Source organism: Marinobacter sp. EN3 (assembly GCF_000475315.1).
Classification (GTDB): Bacteria; Pseudomonadota; Gammaproteobacteria; order Pseudomonadales; family Oleiphilaceae; genus Marinobacter; species Marinobacter nauticus.
This window is the reverse complement of sequence record NZ_AXCC01000052.1, coordinates 145,527-169,130: the sequence shown is the minus strand read 5'-3', so window position 1 is coordinate 169,130 and position 23,604 is coordinate 145,527. Positions and strand designations below refer to the sequence as shown.

General features: G+C 59.1%; 22 protein-coding genes. 12 read left to right on the top strand and 10 right to left on the bottom strand.

The genetic code is table 11. The features are described 5' to 3' along the window. Window positions 1-46 precede the first annotated feature (46 nt). Window positions 47-2,065: a DNA helicase Rep gene (gene rep, locus Q675_RS33365; protein ID WP_011784007.1), complete on the bottom strand. Its 2,019-nt coding sequence runs from the start codon at window positions 2,063-2,065 to the stop codon at window positions 47-49. 146 nt (window positions 2,066-2,211) lie between these two features. On the opposite strand from rep, the gene Q675_RS33360 reads away from it, so the two are divergent. The 4 genes from Q675_RS33360 to rmf all read left to right on the top strand — a co-directional run bounded on the left by Q675_RS33360 (window position 2,212) and on the right by rmf (window position 8,271). Continuing rightward, window positions 2,212-3,945: an EAL domain-containing protein gene (locus Q675_RS33360; protein ID WP_023011772.1), complete on the top strand. Its 1,734-nt coding sequence runs from the start codon at window positions 2,212-2,214 to the stop codon at window positions 3,943-3,945. A gap of 52 nt (window positions 3,946-3,997) precedes the next feature. After that, complete coding sequence (locus Q675_RS33355; protein ID WP_011784009.1) at window positions 3,998-6,322, top strand: Tex family protein; 2,325 nt, start codon at window positions 3,998-4,000, stop codon at window positions 6,320-6,322. A gap of 65 nt (window positions 6,323-6,387) precedes the next feature. Continuing rightward, window positions 6,388-7,944 (top strand): glutamate--cysteine ligase, encoded by a 1,557-nt coding sequence (gene gshA, locus Q675_RS33350; RefSeq protein WP_011784010.1) that lies wholly within the window; start codon window positions 6,388-6,390, stop codon window positions 7,942-7,944. Between the two features lie 111 nt (window positions 7,945-8,055). After that, window positions 8,056-8,271: a ribosome modulation factor gene (rmf, locus tag Q675_RS33345; RefSeq protein WP_011784011.1), complete on the top strand. Its 216-nt coding sequence runs from the start codon at window positions 8,056-8,058 to the stop codon at window positions 8,269-8,271. Between the two features lie 30 nt (window positions 8,272-8,301). On the opposite strand, the gene fliL is transcribed toward rmf, so the two are convergent. Continuing rightward, on the bottom strand, window positions 8,302-8,757 hold the full coding sequence (gene fliL, locus Q675_RS33340) for a flagellar basal body-associated protein FliL (RefSeq protein ID WP_011784012.1): 456 nt from the start codon (window positions 8,755-8,757) through the stop codon (window positions 8,302-8,304). Window positions 8,758-8,859: 102 nt separating this feature from the next. Here fliL and Q675_RS33335 point away from each other — a divergent pair, with 102 nt between their 5' ends. Continuing rightward, window positions 8,860-9,366 carry a disulfide bond formation protein B gene (locus Q675_RS33335; RefSeq protein WP_011784013.1) on the top strand — a complete coding sequence of 169 codons (507 nt, stop codon included), beginning with the start codon at window positions 8,860-8,862 and terminating at the stop codon, window positions 9,364-9,366. A 105-nt stretch (window positions 9,367-9,471) separates the two neighbouring features. Further along, window positions 9,472-9,951: an Rsd/AlgQ family anti-sigma factor gene (locus Q675_RS33330; protein ID WP_011784014.1), complete on the top strand. Its 480-nt coding sequence runs from the start codon at window positions 9,472-9,474 to the stop codon at window positions 9,949-9,951. Between the two features lie 93 nt (window positions 9,952-10,044). Here the strand turns inward: Q675_RS33330 and Q675_RS33325 are convergent, their stop codons facing one another. The 3 genes from Q675_RS33325 to Q675_RS33315 all read right to left on the bottom strand — a co-directional run bounded on the left by Q675_RS33325 (window position 10,045) and on the right by Q675_RS33315 (window position 11,826). Then, a complete protein-coding gene (locus tag Q675_RS33325) occupies window positions 10,045-10,776 on the bottom strand; it encodes an FKBP-type peptidyl-prolyl cis-trans isomerase (protein ID WP_022992112.1) in 732 nt (243 codons plus the stop codon). A gap of 136 nt (window positions 10,777-10,912) precedes the next feature. Then, complete coding sequence (locus Q675_RS33320) at window positions 10,913-11,293, bottom strand: DUF4124 domain-containing protein (RefSeq protein WP_023011771.1); 381 nt, start codon at window positions 11,291-11,293, stop codon at window positions 10,913-10,915. Then, window positions 11,284-11,826 carry a DUF2390 domain-containing protein gene (locus tag Q675_RS33315; RefSeq protein WP_011784017.1) on the bottom strand — a complete coding sequence of 181 codons (543 nt, stop codon included), beginning with the start codon at window positions 11,824-11,826 and terminating at the stop codon, window positions 11,284-11,286. The genes Q675_RS33320 and Q675_RS33315 overlap by 10 nt, the downstream gene beginning before the upstream one ends. 42 nt (window positions 11,827-11,868) lie before the next feature. On the opposite strand from Q675_RS33315, the gene Q675_RS33310 reads away from it, so the two are divergent. Beyond that, window positions 11,869-13,815, top strand: coding sequence for an ATP-binding cassette domain-containing protein (locus Q675_RS33310; protein ID WP_031211634.1), 1,947 nt, complete (start codon window positions 11,869-11,871; stop codon window positions 13,813-13,815). 12 nt (window positions 13,816-13,827) lie between these two features. On the opposite strand, the gene ppx is transcribed toward Q675_RS33310, so the two are convergent. Then, complete coding sequence (ppx, locus tag Q675_RS33305) at window positions 13,828-15,378, bottom strand: exopolyphosphatase (RefSeq protein ID WP_413771519.1); 1,551 nt, start codon at window positions 15,376-15,378, stop codon at window positions 13,828-13,830. Between the two features lie 249 nt (window positions 15,379-15,627). Between ppx and trxA the strand changes: the two genes are divergently transcribed. Both trxA and mobA read left to right on the top strand, forming a co-directional pair. Further along, the gene (trxA, locus tag Q675_RS33300) at window positions 15,628-15,954 is read left to right on the top strand and encodes a thioredoxin TrxA (RefSeq protein WP_011784020.1); all 327 of its coding nucleotides are present in this window, start codon (window positions 15,628-15,630) and stop codon (window positions 15,952-15,954) included. Between the two features lie 57 nt (window positions 15,955-16,011). Then, a complete protein-coding gene (gene mobA / locus Q675_RS33295) occupies window positions 16,012-16,602 on the top strand; it encodes a molybdenum cofactor guanylyltransferase MobA (protein ID WP_022992117.1) in 591 nt (196 codons plus the stop codon). 171 nt (window positions 16,603-16,773) lie between these two features. Here mobA and Q675_RS33290 read toward each other — a convergent pair whose 3' ends face one another. Genes Q675_RS33290 through moaB form a run of 4 tightly spaced genes read right to left on the bottom strand, consistent with a single transcriptional unit; the run spans window position 16,774 to window position 19,284 of the window. Beyond that, window positions 16,774-17,220, bottom strand: coding sequence for a molybdenum cofactor biosynthesis protein MoaE (locus tag Q675_RS33290; protein WP_022992118.1), 447 nt, complete (start codon window positions 17,218-17,220; stop codon window positions 16,774-16,776). Window position 17,221: 1 nt separating this feature from the next. Continuing rightward, a complete protein-coding gene (gene moaD / locus Q675_RS33285; RefSeq protein ID WP_022992119.1) occupies window positions 17,222-17,482 on the bottom strand; it encodes a molybdopterin converting factor subunit 1 in 261 nt (86 codons plus the stop codon). 2 nt (window positions 17,483-17,484) lie between these two features. Further along, window positions 17,485-18,699: a gephyrin-like molybdotransferase Glp gene (glp, locus tag Q675_RS33280; protein WP_022992120.1), complete on the bottom strand. Its 1,215-nt coding sequence runs from the start codon at window positions 18,697-18,699 to the stop codon at window positions 17,485-17,487. A gap of 12 nt (window positions 18,700-18,711) precedes the next feature. Then, window positions 18,712-19,284 (bottom strand): molybdenum cofactor biosynthesis protein B, encoded by a 573-nt coding sequence (gene moaB, locus Q675_RS33275; protein ID WP_014420345.1) that lies wholly within the window; start codon window positions 19,282-19,284, stop codon window positions 18,712-18,714. A gap of 355 nt (window positions 19,285-19,639) precedes the next feature. Here moaB and rho point away from each other — a divergent pair, with 355 nt between their 5' ends. From rho to Q675_RS33260, 3 genes are all read left to right on the top strand, one after another. After that, window positions 19,640-20,902, top strand: coding sequence for a transcription termination factor Rho (gene rho, locus Q675_RS33270; RefSeq protein WP_023011768.1), 1,263 nt, complete (start codon window positions 19,640-19,642; stop codon window positions 20,900-20,902). A 165-nt stretch (window positions 20,903-21,067) separates the two neighbouring features. Next, window positions 21,068-22,555 carry a 4-hydroxy-3-polyprenylbenzoate decarboxylase gene (ubiD, locus tag Q675_RS33265; RefSeq protein WP_023011767.1) on the top strand — a complete coding sequence of 496 codons (1,488 nt, stop codon included), beginning with the start codon at window positions 21,068-21,070 and terminating at the stop codon, window positions 22,553-22,555. A 14-nt stretch (window positions 22,556-22,569) separates the two neighbouring features. After that, window positions 22,570-23,562 (top strand): CDP-6-deoxy-delta-3,4-glucoseen reductase, encoded by a 993-nt coding sequence (locus Q675_RS33260; RefSeq protein ID WP_023008379.1) that lies wholly within the window; start codon window positions 22,570-22,572, stop codon window positions 23,560-23,562. Window positions 23,563-23,604: the final 42 nt, after the last annotated feature.

Below are 23,604 nucleotides of genomic sequence, written 5' to 3'. Positions count from 1 at the left end.
TCTGTAACGACCGGACAAACCCCGCCCCGAGCGGGGTTTGTTGTTTCTACAGGCCCAGATCGCCAATCAGGGCGCTGAGAGTCGCCTTGCCCTTTTTCTGGTTCGCTTCTTTGTCCTGGTCGCCCAGTCCCTCCCATTTCACATCCTCTTCCGGCAACTCATCCAGAAAGCGGCTGGGAATGGTCTCCAGTTTTTCCCCGTACTGTTTTCGGGAGGCCGCGTAAGTCAGCGCCAGGGTTTCCCTGGCCCGGGTAATGCCCACGTACATCAGGCGGCGCTCTTCCTCAATGTTGCCTTCCTCGATGCTGCTGCGGTGCGGCAGAATCTCCTCCTCCAGGCCCATAATGAACACATGGGGAAACTCCAGCCCCTTGGAAGCGTGCAGGGTCAGCAACTGAACCTTGTCGCTGTCGTCTTCCTCTTCCCGCTGCTCCATCATGTCCCGCAGTACCAGCTTGGCGATGGCGTCCTCAATGCCGATTTCATCGGCCGTGCCCTTGCCGTCGTCCAGCATGCGCTGGATCGACTCCACCAGGTACCAGATGTTCTCCATCCGGCGTTCGGCCTGTTTCGGGCTACCGGAATGCTGGTGCAGCCACTCTTCGTACTCGATGTCAGTGAACAACTGTTTGATGACCGGGATCGGGTCTTCCGAGAACAGGCGCTCGCAGGTTTTGTCGACCCAGTGGGCGAACCGTCTTAGTCGGTCCAGCCCCTTCTCGGTGACGTGGGTTTCCGCCCCCATATCCCCCAGGGCCTTGAACAGGCTGACATTGCGTGACCGGGCATAGTGACTTAACTGTTCCAGGGTGCGCGGGCCAATCTCCCGGCGCGGCACGTTCACCACCCGCAGGAAGGCCGCATCGTCGTCCGGGTTGATCATCAGCCGCAGGTACGACATCGCATCCTTGATCTCGTTCTTGGAGAAAAACGACTGGCCGCCGGAGATGCGGTAGGGAATCTGGTAGGCCTGCAGTTTCATTTCCAGCAGCCGTGCCTGATGGTTGCCCCGGTAAAGGACTGCGAAATCCCTGAAGTCGAGGCCGTTTTTCAGCTTCTGATCGAGGATCTCGGTGGCCACCCGCTCGGTTTCGGCATCTTCGTTGCGGCAGCGGATGATGCGGATTTCCTCGCCAATGGTGTGGTCACTCCACAGCGCCTTCTCGAACACGTGGGGGTTGTTGGCGATCACCGTGTTGGCGCAGCGCAGGATCCGGCTGGTGGAGCGGTAGTTCTGCTCCAGTTTGACGATCTTCAGGCTCGGGAAGTCATCTTTCAACTGGGCCAGGTTCTCCGGCCGGGCGCCGCGCCAGGCGTAGATGGACTGGTCGTCATCGCCCACCACGGTAAACGCCGCCCGCTCGGCCACCAGCTGTTTTACGAGCTCGTACTGGCACACGTTGGTGTCCTGGTACTCATCCACCAGCATGTAGCGGATTTTCCGGCGCCACTTGGCAAGCACTTCCGGGTTGTCCCGGAACAGCTGCACCGGCAGCAGAATCAGGTCGTCGAAATCCACCGCGTTGTAGGCTTTCAGGTATTCGTTGTAGTGCTTGTAAACGATGGCAATGCGCTGCTCACGCTCGTCTGCCGCTTTGCTGTAGGCCTCCGCAGGGCTGCGCATGGCGTTTTTCCAGGACGAGATGGTCATCTGCACATCGTTCAGCTCGTCGCCGGCCTCGGCGCTGGCTTCGCGCATCATCAGATCCTGCAGCAGCGCCTTGGCATCTTCGGCGTCGAAAATGGAGAAGCCTGGGTGGTAGCCCAGGTGGGTGTGCTCCTCCCGGATCATGTTCAGGCCAAGATTGTGAAATGTTGATACGATCAGGCCCCGGGTTTTGCCCCGGTCGACAATGCGGCCCACACGCTCTTTCATCTCCCGGGCGGCTTTGTTGGTAAAGGTGACGGCGGCAATGTGTCGCCCCGGGATGCCCAGTTCCTCAATCAGATAGGCAATCTTGCGGGTAATCACGCTGGTTTTGCCGCTGCCGGCACCGGCCAGCACCAGCAGGGGGCCGTCGGCGTAGCGTACCGCTTCATGTTGTCTGGGATTGAGCTTGTTCACAGTGTTGGTGCCAAAGGGGAACGGGGCATGGGTTTTTAGCGTCTGGCTATTCTACACCAGGCCGGCATGCTGTACCTTGCCGATCTATCAGCTATTCTTTATGTAATGGACTACGCTGTTCTGTACCGATATATGGATCTCGCCAGATGACACTGCCCACCGACACCAGGCCTGATTGTTTGCGCCTTCTGGTGCTGACACCGGAATACGCCGACTATCTCTGGTTCAGCGCCATGCTCGCGGATGATTCCGAAATCTGCAGTGACGCCACCTGGTGCCCGGATCTGGTGGACTGTGATGATCTTATTTCCAACGCCAGCTTCGATGTGATCGTGTGGGACTGCGTGTTCCATGGCGGCTCGGAAGCGTCGTTTCTGCAATATCTGTCGGTATCCAGTGAGGACATACCCATTCTGGCCATGAGCGCCGAATCCTGCGGAGAAAAAGCCCGGTACCTGGTTGAAAATGGTGCATCGGACTATCTGAGCCGCCGTGAGTTAGATCCCTGGAATTTCCGGCGCTCCATTAAATGCCTGTGGTACCGCTCCCAGCTCACGCAGTCGGCAAATGGCCAGCTTGGCCGTGAAGTGGCCACCGGCTTCATCAACCGGGACCTGTTCTTCGATCGGTTGCAGCAGGCGGTGCTGAGGGCTGAGCGGGCGAATCATCGCCTGGCTCTGTTGCACCTGAATATCGATGATTTCCGTAATATCAACGAATCCTTTGGTTACCAGAAGAGTGATCAGCTCATGCTTCGGCTGGCGGAGCGGCTCCGGCAGACGTTGCGACGGGTGGACTCGTTGATGCGCATCGGTGGTGACGAACTGGCCATCATCGTCGAGAAAGTGGAAGACTCGCTGGATATCACCCAGATCATTCGCAAGGTGGTCTCGGCGCTGGATGAGCCGGTGATGGTGGATGGCCAGAATGTGGTGGTCAGCGCCAGCCTGGGCGTGGCCACCTATCCGGAGGCCGGTGACAGCCCGGAAGAACTGCTCCGGCGGGCTAACCGTGCGATGTTCGAAGCCAAACGCGATCCGGGTACCAGTTACCGGTTTTACGACCGGCAGCTGCACATTTCCGCAGGCTATCAGCTCCGGCTCGAAGCCGACCTTCGCAATGCCCTGCGGGGCAAGGAACTGGAGCTGTATTATCAGCCACGGATTGACCTAGCGACCGAGGAGGTGCGCGGGGTCGAGTGTCTGTTGCGCTGGAATCACCCGGAGCGCGGCCTGGTGGGCCCCGATGAGTTTATCCCGGTGGCCGAGCGCAGTGGTCTGATTGTGCCCATCGGCTACTGGGTTATCGAGCAGGCCTGCAAGCGCTTGCAGGAGTCCACCGAGCTGGGCTTTCCCGGACTGGTGTTTGCGGTCAACCTGTCGTTCCGGCAGTTCCACGATCGCAAGATGACCGAAACCATCTTCCGTATCATTTTCAATGCCAACGTCGATACCAGCCTGCTGGAACTGGAGCTGACCGAAAGTGCCATGATGCACGACCCGGAATACGCCCAGCGCTGCCTGCGGGAGCTCAATCAGTTGGGCATCAGTTTTGCACTGGACGATTTCGGTACCGGCTTTTCCTCCCTGAGCAATCTGCAGCACCTGCCAATCTCGCTGGTGAAGATCGACAAGTCCTTTGTCCAGGAACTGGGCCAGTCTGCCGATGCCGAGCATATTATCCGGGCCATTATCAGTCTGGCTCACAGCCTGCAGATCAGCGTGGTGGCCGAAGGGGTGGAAACCGATGGCCAGCTGGAATTCCTGCGCCAGCAACACTGTGACGAAATCCAGGGCTACTATTACGCCCGCCCGATGCCCTGGAACGATCTGGTGCAATTCATGAACCGCCAGAACCAGTCCGCTTGCCTGCAGAAGTAAGCCGCTGTACCTTTGCGCATTAATTCCGAATGCGATACCAGATCGAGGCAGCATGAACAGTATTTCCCGGCGCATTGCCGAAGAGCTCGGCGTACGTGAACAGCAGGTTAATGCCACCGTTACCCTTCTTGATGAAGGCGCTACCGTTCCCTTTATTGCACGCTACCGAAAAGAAGTAACGGGTTCTCTGGACGACAGCCAGCTGCGGACTCTGGAAGAGCGGTTGCGCTACCTGCGTGAGCTGGAAGACCGCCGGGGCACCATCCTCAACAGCATTGAGGAGCAGGGCAAGCTGACCGACGAGCTGCGGGCCTCCATCGAAGCTGCCGACACCAAGAACCGCCTGGAAGATCTTTACCTGCCCTACAAGCCCAAGCGCCGCACCAAGGCGCAGATTGCTCGGGAAGCAGGTCTGGAGCCGCTGGCCGATACCCTCTACGACGATCCCACCCAGGATCCGGAAACCGTCGCTGCCGGTTACCTCAACCCGGAAGCCGGCGTTGAGGATATCAAAGCCGCTCTGGACGGTGCCCGCTACATTCTGATGGAGCGTTTTGCCGAAGATGCTGAATTGCTTGGCGCCCTGCGGGATTTCGTCTGGCAGGAAGGCCAGCTGAAAGTCACTGTGGTAGAAGGCAAGGAAAATGAAGGCGCCAAGTTCCGGGATTACTTCGACCACGTTGAACCGCTGAGAAAGGTTCCGTCGCACCGGGCGCTGGCCATTCTTCGGGGCCGCAATGAGGGCATTCTGGCCTATTCGATTGTTATGGGCGATGCTGAGGAGGATCGCCGTCAACCCCATCCCGCCGAGCAGCGAATCGCCGCCCACTGGCGCATTCGGGATAACGGCCGGGCCGCCGACAAATGGTTGTCGGATGTGGTGCGCTGGACCTGGCGCGTGAAGTTGTCGACACAGATTGAAACCGATCTGATCGCCCAGGTGCGTGAAGCGGCTGAAACCGAAGCCATCAACGTTTTTGCTGCCAACCTGAAAGATCTGCTCCTGCTCGCTCCGGCCGGTCCGCGGCCAACGCTGGGGCTCGATCCCGGCCTGCGTACCGGGGTCAAGGTGGCGGTAATCGACGGTACCGGCCAGGTGGTGGATCACGGCGCCATTTTCCCCCATGCGCCCCAGAATAAATGGGATCAGTCCATTGCCCAGATGGCAGCCTGGTGTCAGAAATACAAAATCGAACTGGTGGCCATCGGTAACGGCACCGCCTCCCGGGAAACCGAGAAACTGGTGGGCGACCTCTGCAAACGTTACCCCGAATTGAAGCTGGCCCGTATTGTGGTGAATGAGTCCGGGGCGTCGATCTATTCCGCCTCGGAATTTGCCTCCCGGGAACTGCCGGATCTGGATGTCACCATCCGTGGTGCGGTGTCCATTGCCCGTCGTTTGCAGGATCCACTGGCCGAGCTGGTGAAAATCGAGCCCAAGTCTATCGGTGTGGGACAGTACCAGCACGATGTGTCCCAGGTGCAGCTGTCCCGTAGCCTGGATGCGGTCGTTGAGGACTGTGTAAACGGCGTGGGCGTGGATCTGAACACCGCCTCGGTGCCACTGCTTACGCGGGTGTCTGGCCTGAATCCGAGCATTGCCCAGAACATCGTGGATTTCCGGAACCAGAACGGCAAGTTCACCAGTCGCAAACAGCTGCTGAAGGTGTCTCGACTGGGTGATCGCACCTTTGAACAGGCTGCGGGCTTCCTGCGTATCGCCGGGGGCGAAAACCCTCTGGACCGGTCATCCGTGCATCCGGAAGCCTACGGTGTGGTTGAGGCCATTGCTGAGCGAAATGGCAAGAGGGTGGAGGATATCCTTGGCGATTCCGCGTTCCTGCGCAGTCTTAACCCACAGGACTACGTAACCGAGCAGTTCGGCCTGCCCACCATCAAGGACATTATCTCCGAGCTGGAAAAACCGGGCCGGGACCCGCGACCGGAATTCCGCTTTGCCCATTTCGAGGAAGGGGTGGAAACCCTCAACGACCTCAAACCCGGTATGGTGCTGGAGGGCTCGGTAACCAACGTCACCAACTTCGGTGCCTTTGTGGATATCGGCGTTCACCAGGATGGCCTGGTGCACATCTCGGCCTTGTCCCATACTTTCGTGAAAGATCCGAGAGAAGTGGTCAAGGCCGGTGACATCGTCAAGGTCAAAGTGATGGAAGTGGACATTCCCCGTAAGCGGATTGGCCTGTCCATGCGTATGGATGACCAGCCGGGGGCGGACAACAAGCCAGCCCGGGGCGCAGACCGGAACTCTGGCCGCAGTGCAGGGCGCAAACCTCAGGCCGGCCAGGGCGCACCTCAAGGTGCCATGGCTGGCGCTCTGGCCCAGGCTATGGCCTCTGCCCGTAAGAACGGCCGTTAACCCCTTCCACTGATTCACAGCCGTTACGTCTCACAAGGGCGTAACGGCTGCAACAGGAGCTCAACATGGCACAATCCCGCCACTCCCTGTTCCAACAGTTTGCCGCCAGTGACTGGGACGGTTTCCTCAAAGGGGTCGAAAAGGAAGGCCTGCGCGTCGATGCCAATGGCTTCATTGCCCAGACACCACATCCGGAAGCCCTGGGCTCCGCACTGACCCACCCCCGTATCACGACCGACTACTCGGAAGCCCTGCTGGAACTGATCACGCCGGTCTTCGACAATACTGAAGCTATGCTGGCCTCGTTGCGGGATATACATCGGTTCGTCCAGCAGAACCTGGATAACGAAGTGTTCTGGGCCGCGAGCATGCCCTGCGAGATTGACGGCGATGCCAGCATTCCCATTGCCGAGTACGGCAGCTCCAACACTGGCCGGCTCAAGCATGTGTATCGTCAGGGTCTGGCGGTGCGTTATGGCCGGATTATGCAGAGTATTGCCGGCGCCCATTACAATCTTTCCCTGCCGGACAGTTTCTGGCGCAAATGGCAGGAACTGGTGGGCAACAAGGATAGCCTCAGGGATTTCAAATCAGACCAGTACTTCTGGCTGATCCGGAATTTCCGCCGCCGCAGCTGGTTGCTGATGCTGCTGTTTGGCGCCTCGCCGGCACTGGATGCCAGTTTTGTGGCCGGCGTCCGGCACGACCTGGCACGGTTCGATGATCGCACCTGGTTTGGCCAGCACGCCACGTCTTTGCGCATGGGGGATCTGGGTTACCACAACAATGCCCAGGCCTCGCTGAATATCTGCTTCAATGAGCTGAGCACTTATACCCGGACACTGGATCGCGCCATCCACACCAACTGGCCAGCATATGAAGCCATTGGCACCCGGCGCAATGGCGAGTTTGTCCAGATCAATACCAATGTGCTTCAGATTGAGAACGAGTACTACAGCGCGGTACGTCCCAAGCGCACCACCGAGCGGGGTGAAAAGCCGATCCAGGCTCTGGATGCCCGGGGTGTGGAATACATTGAGGTGCGTTGTCTGGACCTGGATCCGTTCTCGCCGGTGGGCGTGAACCGCGAGCAGATCGATTTCCTCGACCTGTTCCTGCTGGATTGCCTGCTCACCGATTCTCCCCGTATTGAAGACGATGAGTGCGAACGGCTTGATGACAATTACAAGGACGTCGTCGCCAGCGGTCGCCTGCATTCACTCAGTCTGTGCCGGGGTGGACAGCGTGTGCCTGTGGGCGAGGCCGCCGTTGAATGGCTGGAGCGCTTGCAGCCCCTGGCAGAGCTGCTGGATGGCTGGAATCATAGCGATACCTACAGGTCGGCGCTGGCGGCTCAACGGTCGAAACTCGAGGGCAATGATTGGGCGGTGCCTTCCGCTCGAGTGCTTGAGGCCATGGGGCAGTCAGGCCTGGGCCATCGCGACTGGGTGCAGGCGATATCCCGTGAACACCAGCAAACCCTGAATTCGGAGCCACTGGCACCGGAGGTGCTGGCGGACTTCCGTGCCATGAGTGCGCAGTCCCTGGTCGAGCAGAAAGAGCAGGAAGCTGCGGACAGTCAGCCATTTCCGGAGTTTCTGGAGGCCTACCTGAAATCCTGACGCCGCTTGCGTCACGTCCGGAAAGGGACGTGACGCACAGAACCGGCTGTCCGGTTTGCTGGATCTGTTACCTGCTGTTACTTTCTATTACATCAGGTAAGGAGGTGGCCCATGGCAACGGATATCAAGCTCGGCTGGGATGTAGAAGCATTGAACAAGGCCTACCGGCAGGGATACATGGCCGGAGAGATGGGCATGGACAAAACCCGCTGTCCATACCGTGGTGAGGTCATTATTGCCGCCTGGGAAGCCGGTTGGGATGATGCCGGTCAGGCCCGGAAACAGCGCCCGCAACAGGATGATGATCTGTTCTCACGCATCGCCTGATCCGGTGCCACCGCCCGGTGGACGCCGCAACTAGCGCTGAACCACAAACTCGGTAAACAGCACTCCGGTAATGGTCTCACCGGTTTGCTGCTCCTCCAGCACTCCGTTTATCCGTTTGGTTGCTTCTTCCCGCAGCGCCTGCTGGCCGTCCATGGAAGACAATTGGTCAAGATCCGTCTGCTCACCAAACAGCATCACCAGTTCGTGCCGTAACCTGGGCATGTGCGCTTCTACCGCCGGCCGGGTGGTTTCGCGGGAGGCCCGAATGGTTACGGAGGCTTTGAGATAGGCCACTTTCGCATCCGGTTTGCCGACATGGGTGACGAATGCCGGTTCCATGGCGATATAGTCGGTTACCCCCTTCACTTCGGTTTCTTCATCAGCTTCCTCGGCCATGGTGGGCAGGGAAGGCATCAGTGCGCACAGGGTCAGTAACAGGGCCGGCGTCAGTTTTCTGAGAATGGTCATAGGCTTGGCGTTAGTCATGGGTTAGGATTGGTTCAGTGTTTCATGGCACGCTGGTTTTTCTCTGAGAATATCAGGCCATGGAAGCTTGTGCAGTCCACATCATGATTCCGGGGTAGCGTTTTGACAAGCAGATGGATATTCGGGTTGGTATTTCTGGTGTGCGCCGGGTTGCTGGCGGTGGCCTTTTACATGGAGCACGTGATGGGTCTGGAGCCATGCCCGTTGTGCTGGTTGCAGCGTTTCGGATTTATGGGTGCAGGGCTGGTGAGTCTGTTGGCGTTTCTGCACGGACCCCGCGGGTTCGGCAACCGGGTCTACGGGCTGTTACTGATTGTTGCCGCCGGCGCTGGTCTGGCGGTGGCGGGGCGTCAGCTATGGTTACAGAGTCTGCCGGCGGACCAGGTGCCTGCCTGTGGTCCCTCGGTTGATTACATGCTCGAGGTACTACCCTGGTTTGAAGTGCTGCAAACCGCTTTGAAAGGCACGGGTGATTGCGCCGAAGTGGTCTGGCGTTTTCTCGGTTTGAGTATCCCCGGATGGACCGCGGTCTTTTTTAGCCTGCTGATTGTACTGGGGCTGTTTGTGATGCTGCGACGCTATTCTCCCCGGGACTGGTTGCAGAGCTGAAACAGTTGCGGCTGACCATGACCATGGGGTAACTTGAATGCCACATAATAATTATCAAGACTAGATCCAGAGAACGGGCGGATTGACCGAGGGGAGACAGGCGTCATGTTGGAGAATTGCCGGAATGCCAGGGAGCGTTGGGGTGGTGTCAGCGAGCTGATTGATCGCTGGCTGAAGGAGCGCCAGGAGCTTCTGGTTCAGTATTGCGAGTTGTCTGGAGAAAGTGATTTTTCCCAGACCGATGCCCTCCGCGAAAAATTCGTCCGCCTGTGCGAAGTGCTGGTGGATTATGTTTCGGCCGGCCACTTTGAAGTCTACGAACAGCTGATTCAGGAGGCCCGTGAGTTCAACGATGGCGGTCTCGAACTGGCAGCAAAGCTCTATCCCCGGATCGAGCAGACCACGGAAGTGGCATTGAACTTCAATGATCGTCTGGATGGCCGGGAGCTGTCCGAGGTCGACGTCAAGGAATTGTTCAACGAGTTGTCACGGCTTGGAGAAGTGCTGGAGTCACGCTTCGAGATGGAAGATTTCCTGATTGAGAATCTGCATAACGCCCATGCGGGCAAGGTGGCTTCGGCCTGATTGCCTCTACCCGGAACCGCATTACCCGCAATAAAAAACCGGCCCCAGAAATGGTGCCGGTTTTTTATTGCCTGCCGGAGTGCTGGCCAGAGCTTATTCGTCTGAACCGGCGTCGTCCTGCCCCGGATTCACGGCGATCAGCTCGACATCGAATACCAGGGTCTCGTTAGGGCCAATAGCCTGGTTTCCGCCCGGGCCGTAGGCCAGGTCAGACGGGATATAAAGCTTGTACCGAGCACCTTCGCTCATCAGCTGCAGACCTTCTGTCCACCCAGGAATCACCTGGTTCAGGCCAAAGGTCACGGTTTGCCCGCGCTCACGGGAGCTGTCGAACACCTCACCGTTGATCAGTTCGCCGGTGTAGTGGACTTCCACCTGATCCTCGGCGGTTGGGCGCTCACCGTTACCTTCTTCAATCACTTCGTACTGGAGACCGGACTCTGTGGTCTCAACGCCTTCACGCTCGGCGTTTTCAGCCAGGAAAGCCTCGCCGGCATCCTTGTTCTTCTGAGCCAGTTCTTCCAGTTGCTGCTCCTGCTTTTGCTGGAGCTCCTGCTGGTAGGCCATCAGCGCTTCCTGGATCTGCTCGCGGGTCAGTCGCTTGCTGTCTTCATCACCGGCATGGCCATGCTGGATGCCCTGAAGGAACTGGTCCATCTGGAGATCCGGCAAGTCATTGCTCATGCGCTCACCCAGCACCAATCCCATGCCATAGCTGACTTTCTCAGGGGTGGTTTCAAGGGCCGGGTCGTTTGCCGGCTCCTGAGCTGTTGAGCAACCGGCAATCAGGCCGGTAACGGCGATAGCCAAAAGCGTTTTCTTCATCATTTCATCCTTTTCACGTGTTTCTGGGCTCTCTGACCCTGGATTCTGAAAGTGAACAAGGTAACGGGTTCAGCAGCGGGATGCCACTGAACATGTGTTAATCAGAGACTCATTTCGCGGCAATGCGCAACCCGCGTCAGGAACCGCTGGCGGGTGAGCCATTGAGCGAATAGGGGGCCTGGTAGGGGGACTGCCAGTCATCTTCCGGGCTGATGGTCTGCGGCTTCCGGGGCACGGGGTCTGGGCGCTCAATGGCCAAGGCATTCCAGGGGCCCTGGGCCGGGGGCTGATCGGCATAGTGCCAGTTGCCATCGGTGTCCTGCCACTTGAAAACGATATCCGGGCCTTCGGTGGGAATCGGCGATGGCAGCAACCCCTCAAAGGAGGGAATCGTCGTCGCCTGCTCGGTTTTCACCGGTTCCGAGACCTGGTCGGGATCGCCGAGGCCGAAGAAAATCAGCAGCAGCAGAAGGCCGAGCGCTGGAAACGAAAGCCGGATCAGCCATTTCATGAACATGATGGGCCGCCTCTGGTGGTCTGGCCTGCAAGCCGGCTGGCCAGAAGTTCAAGATGAGATTTTACCCGCGTGGGAATGTTGTCGGACGGCGCGGCAGCGACAAGATTCTGCTCGATGATGGTGCCTGATTTCTGCATGTTTCCGCGCTCCGCTTCGGATTCTTTCAACGTTTGCCAGATCAGAGCCAGCTCCAGCTGTTCGGCCAGCAGCTCTGCCTTGGCCAGAGTGTCCCGCAGCTCCACGCCATGATCATTGGCTCGGGGAACAGACTTGCGGGCGGAGCGAAGGCAACCGGTTACACGGCTTCGCCACTCTGTTACCTTAGCGTCCTCAACGCCAGAGAACGACTGACCCTGCGTGGCGAGCCAGCCGGCACAGAGGATGCGACTTACGCTCCATCCCTCGGATTGCAGCTCAAGACAGGCCTCAGCCACCTGTGGATCCTGCCATTGGGCTAGGGCATAACGCCATAACGGATTGTCTGGTTCCATGTGTTCTGGAAGTTCCAGCGGCTCCGCTTGTTGAACGGTCATGTTGGCGCTTCCCTGGCAGTAATCCATGGATAGATTAAATCTATGTTAACGATAACCGATCTCAGTTTACAACGGGGCGGCGTCTGGTTGCTAGAAAACGTGAACCTGACCGTGCAACCGGGGCAGCGCGTTGCCATTGTTGGTGCCAATGGTGCCGGCAAATCCAGTCTTTTCCAGCTCTTGCTGGGGCAGCTTGCACCCGAGCAAGGCAGCGTGGCGTTGCCCGGTGGCTGCCGGATTGCCCATATGGCTCAGGAAGTCGCGGCTTCGTCCAGATCCGCCCGGGATTTTGTGCTGGATGGCGACACCGAGTTGCGGCGAATGGAGCGGGCGCTGGCCGAGGCGGAAGCGGGTGGTGATGACCATGCCATTGCCCGTCTGCACGGGGAGCTGGATATTCACGAAGCCTGGTCCGCACCGCGCCGGGCAGAGACACTGCTCAGGGGCCTGGGCTTCGCCGACAGCGATGCCGGGCGCCCGGTTTCCGCATTTTCCGGTGGCTGGCGTATTCGACTGAACCTGGCCCAGGCACTGATGCGTCCATCCGATCTGCTGTTGCTGGATGAGCCCACCAACCACCTGGACCTGGATGCTTGTCTGTGGCTGGAGAACTGGCTCAGAAAGTATCCGGGTACCTTGCTGTTTATTTCTCACGACCGGGACTTCATGGACCGGGTGGCTACTCATCTGGTGCATTTCGATCAGAAGCAATTGGTGCTGTATACGGGAAATTACTCAGCCTTCGAGCGTCAGCGCGCCGAGCGACTGGCCCAGCAGCAGGCCAGTTTCGAACGCCAGCAAGCCAGAATTGCCGAAATCCAGCGCTTTATTGATCGCTTCAAGGCCAAAGCCACCAAAGCCCGGCAGGCCCAGAGCCGCGTCAAGGCACTGGAACGGATGGAAAAGATTGCGCCGGCGCACGTGGACTCACCCTTCAGTTTCGAGTTCCCGGTCGCGGACAAGGTCTCCAATCCATTGCTGTCCATTCGCCACGGGGTCGCGGGCCATGGGGATGTGCCCATTCTGAAGAACATCAATGTCACCCTGTTGCCCGGCACCCGGGTTGGTTTGCTGGGGCCGAACGGGGCCGGTAAGTCCACCTTTATGGATGCCCTTCGCGGCACCGGAACCCTGCTCAGTGGTGAGCGCACCTGTGGCGAACATCTGGCCATCGGCTATTTCGCCCAGCATCAGCTGGAGTCCCTGGATCTCGACGCCAGCCCGTTCCTGCATCTGCAGCGTCTGGCGCCAACCGCATCGGAGCAGAAAGTCCGGGACTTCCTGGGCGGCTTCGATTTTCACGGCGACGAAGCACTTGCGCCCATTCGCTCGTTTTCGGGCGGTGAGAAGGCCCGGGTTGCGCTTGCCGTTATCGCCTGGCAGAAACCCAATCTGCTGCTGCTGGATGAGCCCACGAACCATCTGGACCTGGAAATGCGACAGGCCCTGACCATGGCGCTCCAGAACTTCGATGGCGCCATCGTGGTGGTATCCCACGACCGCCACTTGCTGCGCAATACGGTGGATGAATTCTGGTTGGTATGCGACGGCGCTGTTGGCGAGTACGAGGGCGACCTGGAGGATTACGAACGCTGGCTGGCGGAACGTCGGAAAGATGAGGAATCGCCACCCCGGCGTGAAGTGGTCGGGGGGCAGGAAAAGTCGGTTAATACCGCCGGACCCGCGACCCTGACGGCGGACGAACGCAAGGCCCGCAAGCGCCAGGAAGCTGAACTGCGACAGAAACTCAGCCCGTGGCGAAAAAAACAGGGAACGCTTGAGATCCGTATGGAGCAGTTGCAGCAAAAGCTCGCCACGGTGGAGCAAAACCTGGCCGACCCAGGGCTTTACGATGACCAGCAAAAGGTTCGACTCAAGGAACTGCTGGCGGAGCAGACCGAACTGAAGCGAGAGCTGGAAGACGTTGAAGCTGAGTGGCTGGAGGTGAGCGAAACGGTGGAGAGCCTGGAGGCGGAACTGGCTGGCTGAGGCCAGCCAGTGTTACCGGCCCAAGATCTCCAGGGTAAAGTCCTGGCGTGCCAGGTAGTCCCGTTCGTTCTCCAGGTCTGCGAGGGTCAGCGGGCGGTTGTCCAGCCAGCCCTCGGGGAACTCGATTACCAGGCGGTTATCGTGGCCGTGAAGGGTGAAGGCAGGGGGTTCTTCCAGGTTGCGTGGGTGTTGGATCAGCACCGCCAGCCGCACCAGCACGCAAAGGTAGGTCAGGCGGGGTTTGTCCTCGGGCTCGATACCCTCGAAAACTGCCGCCGAGAACTTCCGGCGATGGCCCCGAACCAGAGTGGCCAGATCCTTCTGGAACGGTTGACTGAAGCCGGGTAAATCGGAATAGCGCAACAGGTAGGCGCCGTGCTTGTGGTACTGGCTGTGGGAAATGGTCAGGCCGATCTCGTGCAGCCGGCAAGCCCAGCGCAGCACGTCTTCATCGGCAGCGGTGCGCAGGCCCCATTGCCCTGCCACCTGTTCCCAGGCGGCAATCGCGGTCTTCTCGACCGCTGCGCCGTGAGCCTGGTCTACGTGGTAACGCTCCTGCAGCGCCGCAATCGTGCGTTCACGAACGTCCTCGTGCTGGATGCGTCCGACAATGTCGTACAGCAGGCCTTCACGCAGGGCGCCGTCGGCAAAGGTCATGGTCTGGATGTCGAGTGAACGGAACGCCGCCATCAGAATGGCAAAGCCGGCCGGGAAAATGCTCTGGCGATCTTCCCTTACCCCCAGTTCGGCCAGTTTCTCCACCTTGCCCATGCTCACCAGGCGCTTGCGCAGCTCTTCCATGCCGTCGCGGTTAATGGAGCCGTCGGTAATCTTAAGGGTTGCCAGCACGTTGGCAATCGCCTTGATCGAGCCGGAAGAGCCCACCGCGCTCTGCCAGCCCACCGAGCGATAATGCTGGCGGATATTCAGCAGTTCCTGCTCGGCATGGGTAATGGCCTTGTCCATCTGGCGCCGGGTAATCTTGCCATCCGGAAAGTAGCGGTTGCGGAACGAAACGCACCCCATGTGCAGGCTTTCAAGTTCCTGGGGTTCGAAACGCTGTCCGATGATGAACTCGGTGCTGCCACCGCCAATATCAATCACCAGCCGGCGGCCGGAATCGTCTGACAGGGTGTGGGAAACACCGAGATAGATCAGTCGCGCTTCCTCCCGCCCGGCGATGATCTCTACCGGATAGCCCAGTACCTCCTCGGCTCGGGCAATGAAATCGTGGGCATTGCGGGCGACCCGGAGCGCGTTGGTGCCGACGATCTGGACTGCTTCCGGGGGCATGCCCTGAAGGCGCTGGGCAAACCGGCTCAGGCATTCGAGGGCCCGCTGCTGGGTTTCCTCAGTCAGCCGATTGCACTGATCCAGCCCGGCGCCGAGCTGGACTTTCTCGCCCATCTTCTCAACCGTGCGGATTTCGCCGTGCACCAGGCGGGCGACGACCATATGAAAACTGTTGGAGCCCATATCGATGGCTGCCAGCATGTCCGGGGAGGTTTCAGGCTTCTCGGCAGTGGATGCGGCCGTCACGTTGATAGGCGTCCTGTGTGGTATGAACTTGGCCGTACTATAAGTGAAACTTCCCTGGTGTGTCAGTAATTGGCTGCGGACATTACTGACACGGATCAACCCGGGGGTGGATACAACCGGCTTCACATCGGGGCCGGCAATCGCGTAAAGTAATGGTCTGTCTTAATCCGGGTGGGCGGCCGGTCCGTAAAGAGAACACCGTCCACTACAGTCAATAGCGACTCCAGCAGGGCCGGAAACCAAGCCCCGGAGCGCCTGAATCAGGAAAAGGTAATGAGCGGAAATATCGTTAATGTCACCGACGCTTCCTTCGAGCAGGATGTACTGAAGTCTGACGTTCCGGTACTGGTAGACTACTGGGCCGAGTGGTGTGGCCCGTGCAAAATGATTGCTCCGGTTCTGGAAGAAATCGCTGACGAATACGACGGCAAGCTGAAGGTCTGCAAACTCAACATCGACGAAAACGAGCAGACCCCGCCCAAGTTCAACATCCGTGGTATCCCGACCCTGATGCTGTTCAAGAACGGCAACGTGGATGCCACCAAAGTAGGCGCGCTGTCCAAATCGCAGCTGGCTGCCTTCCTCGACAGCAACCTCTGATCCGCTGTTGAAGGAAACCGCCCCTGAACAACGCTTCACGGGCGGTTTTTTTATGCCATGACCCGACCCGACAGAATCATCGGCCTGCTCCTGGCAGGCGGCAAAGGCACCCGCATGGGCGGCCAGGACAAAGGCCTCGTATCCTGGCAAGGCAGAGCCATGGCCGAATGGGTGCTGAAGGCCCTTAGGACCATCACCCCGGCCGTCTTCGTCAGCGCCAACCGCTCGCTGCCGGACTACGAACGCCTGGCTCCCGGCCGTATCCTTGAGGATCCTCCTGAACTACGCGACCAGGGCCCTCTGGCGGGCCTGCTCACGGGCCTGAAAGCCGCGGAAACTCAGGGTGCCGAAGCTGTGCTGGTCTGCCCCTGTGATACCCCGGGAATCACCCCGGGAACCCTTAGCGCCCTGGTCACCGCCTGGCAAACCCAACCCGACCGCCCGGCTATTGCCGAACATAACGGCCGCCTGCACCCGTTGCACGGTGTGTATCCGGTAAATGTAATGGTGGAACTGGATCGCTGGCTGGCCTCGGACAACCGCCGGGTGATGGGATTTGCCGAATCGGTGGGGGCGGTTGCGGTTAATTGTCCTGAAACCGACGAAGTGTTCAGGAATCGCAATGATTTTAGGGGGTTGGAACGCTAATATGATCTCGGCTGGATCAGCTGACTGCATATGTAGGGTGCTGGTCTGGTGGGATCTCCGAAAATGCTCGGAGCCATGGATGGCGGAGAGCAAGCGTACAGGGACGTATTCACAGCGGTTTTCGGAGGTCCCACTAGGCCAGCGGCCGGGCGGCAAACTCCAATAAGCGTCTCACTCCCAGTTCCGACTCCGGGCAACATCAGCCTCTTTCTGCTCCACCCAATGTTCACCCTCGCGGGTAATCTCCTTCTTCCAGAACGGCGCCGACGTCTTCAAAGCATCCATAATGAACTCGCAGGCCGCAAACGCATCGCCCCGGTGGGCACTGCACACCCCCACAAACACAATCTGGTCCGCCAGCGCCAACTGCCCGACCCGGTGAATCACCCGGGCCCGCTGCACATCCCAGCGCCGGCCCGCCTCATCAATCAGCCCCTGAATCACCTGCTCGGTCATCCCCGGATAATGCTCCAGAAACAGTCCCGTTACCCCGGACAGATCCCCGGAATCCCTCACCAGACCTGAGAAGGTCACAATGGCCCCGGTGCCCGGCCCGGTCCCGCGAAGCGCCTCATATTCTGCACCCGCATCGAAATCGTCGGTCTGGATTGAAATCATCTCAACCTCCGGTGACCGGTGGAAAAAAGGCTACCTCATCCCCTGGCTGTACCGGGCTGGACGGCTTTGCCATGGACTGATTGATGGCCACCATCACCGGTTGGCCACCGGTCAGCTGGGCCCAGGCACCGCCCCGGCTGGCCAGGTGGGTAAGCAGGTCCGCGACCGTCTGGTGCTCTGATGCCGGCAGGGTCAGGCTTTCGGTACCCAGCTCTTCTCTTAGTCGGGCGAAAAAACGCACGGTCAGTGTTGGTTCTGTCATCGTTAACTCAGTAATTCGGTGAACGGATAGTATGTAATCAAATCGCCGGCGCGGATGGCCGTGTGTTCCGGCACCACAGCCAGGCCGTCGCCCCAGCAGGCGGAACTCAGGACGCCGGAGCTCTGGTTGGGGTAGGCGACAACCTCCAGACCCGCTGCTGAACCCTGCTTCCGGGCCCGTACAAACTCGCGGCGGACAGATGTGGAGGTTACGTCAAACCCAGCGGGCAGAGATTCGCCCACGGGAAGGAGGTCCTGCCGGCCCTGGCGTTTGCGAATGTAAGGCATCGCCACCACCAGAAAAGTGACCAGGACCGCTGCCGGATTGCCCGGCAAACCGAGTACCGGTATGCCTGCCACTTCGCCAAACGCCAGTGGTTTGCCGGGCTTGATTGCCATGCGCCAAAGTGACAGCTTGCCGGATTTCTCCAGTACCGCGCGAACGTGGTCCTCCTCACCGACCGATACGCCGCCGCTGGTGATGATCAGGTCGGCCTTGGCAGCAGCAGACTCGAGCGTGCTGCGGGTGGCTTCCCGGGTATCTTCAAGGGTTTCGCACAGAACCAGCTCGCAGCCAGCCTCGGCCAACAGGCCCATGAGGGTAAATCGGTTGGTGTTGTATATCTGGCCAGAATCAAGTGGCTGGCCCGGCTCCACCAGTTCATCACCGGTGGTCAATACCGCGACTCTTAGCCGGCCCATGACCGGAACCTGGCTGATTCCCATGGAGGCCAGCAGGCCCATTTCCTGGGGGCGAATGCGCTTGCCCTTCGCCAGCGCCAGATCGCCCCGGGCAAGATCCTGGCCCTGCCTGCGAATGTTCTGGCCCTCTGAAACCTCGGCCTGGATCAGAATCATGTCGTCGGTGCGTTCCACCCGTTCCTGCATCACGACCGCATCGGCCCCTTCGGGAATCTCGGAGCCGGTAAAAATCCGTGCCGCTGTGCCGGGTGCCAGTGTTCCGGGGGCAACGCCGGCCGGGATTCTGGCGGATACGGACATCGGTTTGCCGGCGGCGACATCGGCCAGACATACCGCATAGCCGTCCACGGCGCTGTTATCCGCTGGCGGCACATCCGCGGGAACATACTGGTTCTCCGCCAGAACCCGGCCGAGGCTGTCCGTTAAGGCAACGGCTTCGGTTCGGGTGATGGCCGGCGCCCGGTCAAGAATATGTTGCAGTGCATCGTCAACCGATGTCAGATCGTTAGCCACCATGTGTCCTCCTGTTTATCGCTCGGCACGCTGGCCAATCACTTCCTGAACCCGCTGGTAGGGGCGGTCCGGCTTGCGCAGGGCCAGAGCAGAGAAATTACAGGGGCCATGGCGACTGTCCAGCTGGGTTGCCAGAATGCCGTTCCAGCCGGTTCGGCAAGCCCCGGTTGAGCCGGGCAGGCAGAAAATAACCGTATGGTTGGCCAGGCCGCCAAAGGCCCGGGACTGGATGGTGGAGGTGCCGATTTCAGACGCGGACAGTCGCCGGAACTCCTCACCAAATCCGTCGATGGTTTTATCCAGCAGGGGCGCTACCGCCTCCGGCGTACTGTCACGTTCGTGGAAGCCGGTGCCGCCGGTAATGATGACGGCGTGAATCTCCGGATCGGCAATCCATTGTGACATCAGGGCCCGGACCAGGTAGATGTCATCCGGCAGGATGCGGCGGGCCACAAGCCGGTGACCGGCCTCGACAACGCTGTCCTCGAGAAACTGGCCAGACGTGTCTTCATCCGGGCCTCGGGTGTCCGAGACGGTCAGAAGGGCGATGTTCAGGGGCTTCAGTTCGCTGGTGCGATCACTGCTCATGGGGTAGGCTCCGGAAGTCTGTCATCAATCATAGGCTCAGTATCCTGATCTGCTGCGTGGTTGGGAAGGGAGTAACCCATCAGAGGGAGCTCCAGAACCAGTGAACCCCATGCCAAAAACTGGCTTAATTTTATTCAGGGGCTTGACATTCGCGCTAAAGGTGGCCGATGATGCCGTTGCCCGGCGAACAGTTGTTCCCACTCTCTGGCTTCGGCATTTAATATCCGGCTTCCATCTACACCGGTTGCTCCATCTGCCAGCACCTTTGTTTCATTTTTGATTCGATCAACACGTTCAGGGGCGCCCCTGTCATTCCAACAGTCGTTTACTTCCATTCCTGAAAATCCAACAAACTATGAATCTTACTGAACTCAAGCAGAAATCCGTGCCCGAATTGCTCGATATCGCGCAAGAAATGGGCCTCGACAACCTGGCTCGTTCGCGCAAACAGGATGTGATCTTCACCATCCTGAAAAAACACGCCAAAAGCGGCGAAGACATTTACGGTGACGGTGTACTGGAGATTCTGCAGGATGGTTTCGGCTTCCTCCGCTCCGCCGATGCCTCATACCTGGCCGGGCCGGACGATATTTACGTTTCCCCCAGCCAGATCCGCCGGTTCAACCTGCGCACCGGTGACACCATCTCGGGCAAGATCCGGCCCCCGAAAGACGGTGAGCGTTACTTTGCCCTGCTGAAAGTCAACGAGATCAACTTTGACAAGCCGGATAACGCCCGCAACAAGATTCTGTTCGAGAACCTGACGCCGCTGTTCCCGGATGAGCGTCTGACGCTTGAAGCTGGTAACGGCAGCACTGAGGATCTCTCCTCACGGGTTCTGGACCTGGTGGCGCCCATTGGTAAGGGGCAGCGAGGCCTGATCGTATCCCCGCCCAAGGCCGGTAAGACGCTGCTGATGCAGAGCATTGCCCAGTCCATCACCCGTAACAATCCAGAGTGCCATGTAATGGTTCTGCTGATTGACGAGCGGCCAGAGGAAGTGACCGAGATGCAGCGCACTGTGCGCGGCGAAGTCATCGCCTCCACTTTTGACGAGCCGCCGGCCCGTCACGTGCAGGTGGCCGAGATGGTGATCGAAAAGGCCAAGCGCCTGGTCGAGCACAAGAAAGATGTGGTTATTCTGCTGGACTCCATAACCCGTCTGGCCCGTGCCTACAATACGGTCATTCCTTCCTCCGGTAAGGTGTTGACCGGTGGTGTTGATGCCCACGCCCTGGAAAAGCCCAAGCGTTTCTTCGGTGCTGCCCGTAATGTGGAAGAAGGTGGCAGCCTGACCATTCTTGCGACCGCGCTGGTGAATACCGGTTCCAAGATGGACGAGGTGATCTACGAGGAGTTCAAGGGCACCGGCAACATGGAGATCCATCTGGATCGCAAGATTGCCGAAAAACGGACATACCCGGCCATCAACATCCGCAGCTCCGGCACTCGCCGCGAAGACCTGTTGATGTCCGAAGCCGACATCCAGCGTGTGTGGATTCTGCGCAAACTACTGCACTCCATGGACGACGATACCGCCGCCATCGAGTTCCTGCTGGATAAACTCAGGGACACCAAGACCAACGACGAGTTCTTCCAGTCCATGAAGCGTCGGTGATACTGACTCCGATTTCCGACCGGCGGGCATTCTTATGGAATGTCCGGCTGGTCGGGGCGGATTCCCTCCCCAGCATTCAAGCTGCTCAGGCCAATACCTGAACTCAGGTCTGAATCCAGACCAGAAAAAACTCCGTAGTACCGTAGACCAGAAACGGAGCACACCATGAAATACAACGACCTTCGGGACTTTGTCAGCCAGCTGGAAAAGCTGGGTGAGCTCAAGCGCATTACTGCCGAAGTTGACCCCCACCTGGAAATGACCGAAATCTGCGACCGCACCCTGCGTGCCGGTGGTCCGGCGTTGTTGTTCGAGAATCCGAAAGGCTACGATATGCCGGTGTTGGCCAACCTGTTCGGAACACCGAAACGGGTGGCACTGGGCATGGGGCAGGACGATGTGGCAGCGTTGCGGGAGATTGGCAAGCTGCTGGCGTTTCTGAAAGAGCCGGATCCCCCCAAGGGCTTCAAGGACGCCATTGAAAAACTGCCATTATTCCGGCAGGTCATGCGCATGAGCCCCAAGGTGTTGCGCTCGGCACCCTGCCAGGATGTAGTGATTGAAAAAGACAAGGTGGATCTGTACCAGATACCGGTCCAGCACTGCTGGCCGGGTGACGCCGGTCCTCTGGTGACCTGGCCGCTGGTGATTACCCGTGGCCCCAACAAGGAACGTCAGAACCTGGGTATCTACCGGCAGCAGGTGATTGGTCGTAACCGTCTGATTATGCGCTGGCTCAGCCATCGGGGGGGCGCCCTGGATTACCAGGAGTTCCGTAAGGCCAACCCGGACAAGCCCTATCCGGTTGCGGTCGCACTGGGTGCTGATCCGGCCACCATTCTGGGTGCCGTTACCCCGGTGCCGGATACGCTGTCTGAATATGCTTTTGCAGGATTGCTGCGAGGGAGTCGAACGGAACTGGTGAATGCGGGCCTGAGCGATCTTCAGGTACCGGCCAGTGCCGAGATTGTACTGGAAGGCTTTATCTACCCGGACGATATGGCGCCGGAAGGGCCGTTTGGTGATCACACCGGGTATTACAACGAAGTGGATCAGTTCCCGGTGTTTACCGTGGAACGCATTACCCACCGCCGGGATCCGATCTATCACAGCACCTATACTGGCCGGCCACCGGACGAGCCGGCGATTCTCGGAGTGGCGCTGAACGAGGTGTTCATTCCAATCCTGCAGAAGCAGTTTCCGGAAATTGTCGATTTCTATCTGCCGCCGGAAGGCTGTTCCTACCGGCTTGCCGTCGTCACCATGAAGAAGCAGTATCCCGGCCATGCCAAACGGGTGATGATGGGGGTATGGTCATTTCTGCGGCAATTCATGTACACCAAGTTTGTGATTGTCACCGATGACGACGTCAATGCCCGTAACTGGGAAGACGTGATCTGGGCCATTACTACGCGGATGGATCCGGCCCGGGACACCACCCTGGTGGAAAACACCCCGATTGACTATCTGGACTTTGCCTCGCCGGTGTCTGGGCTCGGCTCGAAGATGGGGATGGACGCCACCAACAAGTGGCCCGGAGAGACCGACCGGGAGTGGGGCACTGCCATCGCCATGACCGATGAGGTTAAACAGCGGGTGGATGACATCTGGGACAGCCTGGGGATTGAAGTTCCCGGTGCCCGCCCCGACTGACAAGGGGGCAGAGAGTGTTTCGGATACGCCTGCAGCCATCGGGGCTTGGTTATGGTGCGGATCAGGCTGAAGACCTGTTGTCTGCAGCGACCGCAGCCGGAATACGGGTGCCGGCAGCCTGCCGAAACGGCGTGTGCGAAATCTGTGAGGCCCGGTTGCTGAAAGGTCGGGCGCTGAATACCCGAAATCAACATTCTATCGCGGTTGGCGAGCCACTGATGATGTGTCGGACACGGCCGCTCGCCGACCTTGAACTGGAGATACCCGCCGTTATGGCATCAGGAAATTACCAGCCCCGCCAGTACCAGGCGAAGGTAATCGACGTACGTTCCATCAGTCACGATGTGTACCGGGTGGCCTTGCAGCTTCCCCGGCGGAGGGATGTGGCTTTCCATGCCGGGCAGTATCTGTCGGTGATTCTGCCCGGAGCTGACCCCTGCTATTTCTCGATTGCCAGCAGCCCCTCAGCAGAGCAGATCGAACTGCACATCCAGGCTTCGCCCGACTGGATCTCGGCCCAGAAAGTCATCGATGTGCTGACTTCCGGCCAGGATGTGACGGTGGAACTGCCCCATGGCAAGGCCTGCCTGGCCAGTATGCCGGACAAACCCCTGCTGCTGGTGGCGGCGGGTACCGGTTTTGCTCAGATGAAAAGCCTGGTGGATTACCTGCGGGAAACCCGTTACCAGAAGCCAGTCAAACTGTTCTGGGGCGTGCGCAAGCACGAGGACATGTACCTGCGTTCTCTCGCGCAGCAGTGGCAGGAGGAGTGGGCGCCGTTCAGCTTTTTGCCGGTGGTGGGAGACGATGAAGACAATGACTGGGGCGGTCACCACGACCAACTGGTCAGGGCTGTGCTGGCTTCAGGGTTCGATTGGCAGGACGTGGAAGTTCATGCCAGTGGCTCGCCCACCATGGTGTATACCCTGATGGATGCGCTGGTGGAGGCTGGCCTTCCGGAGCAGGCCTTTTTCTCGGATGTTCTGGAGTATGCTCCCCGCAGCTGACAGTTTCAGTGGGCGCTATCAACAAGGGCCGGCAATTTGCCG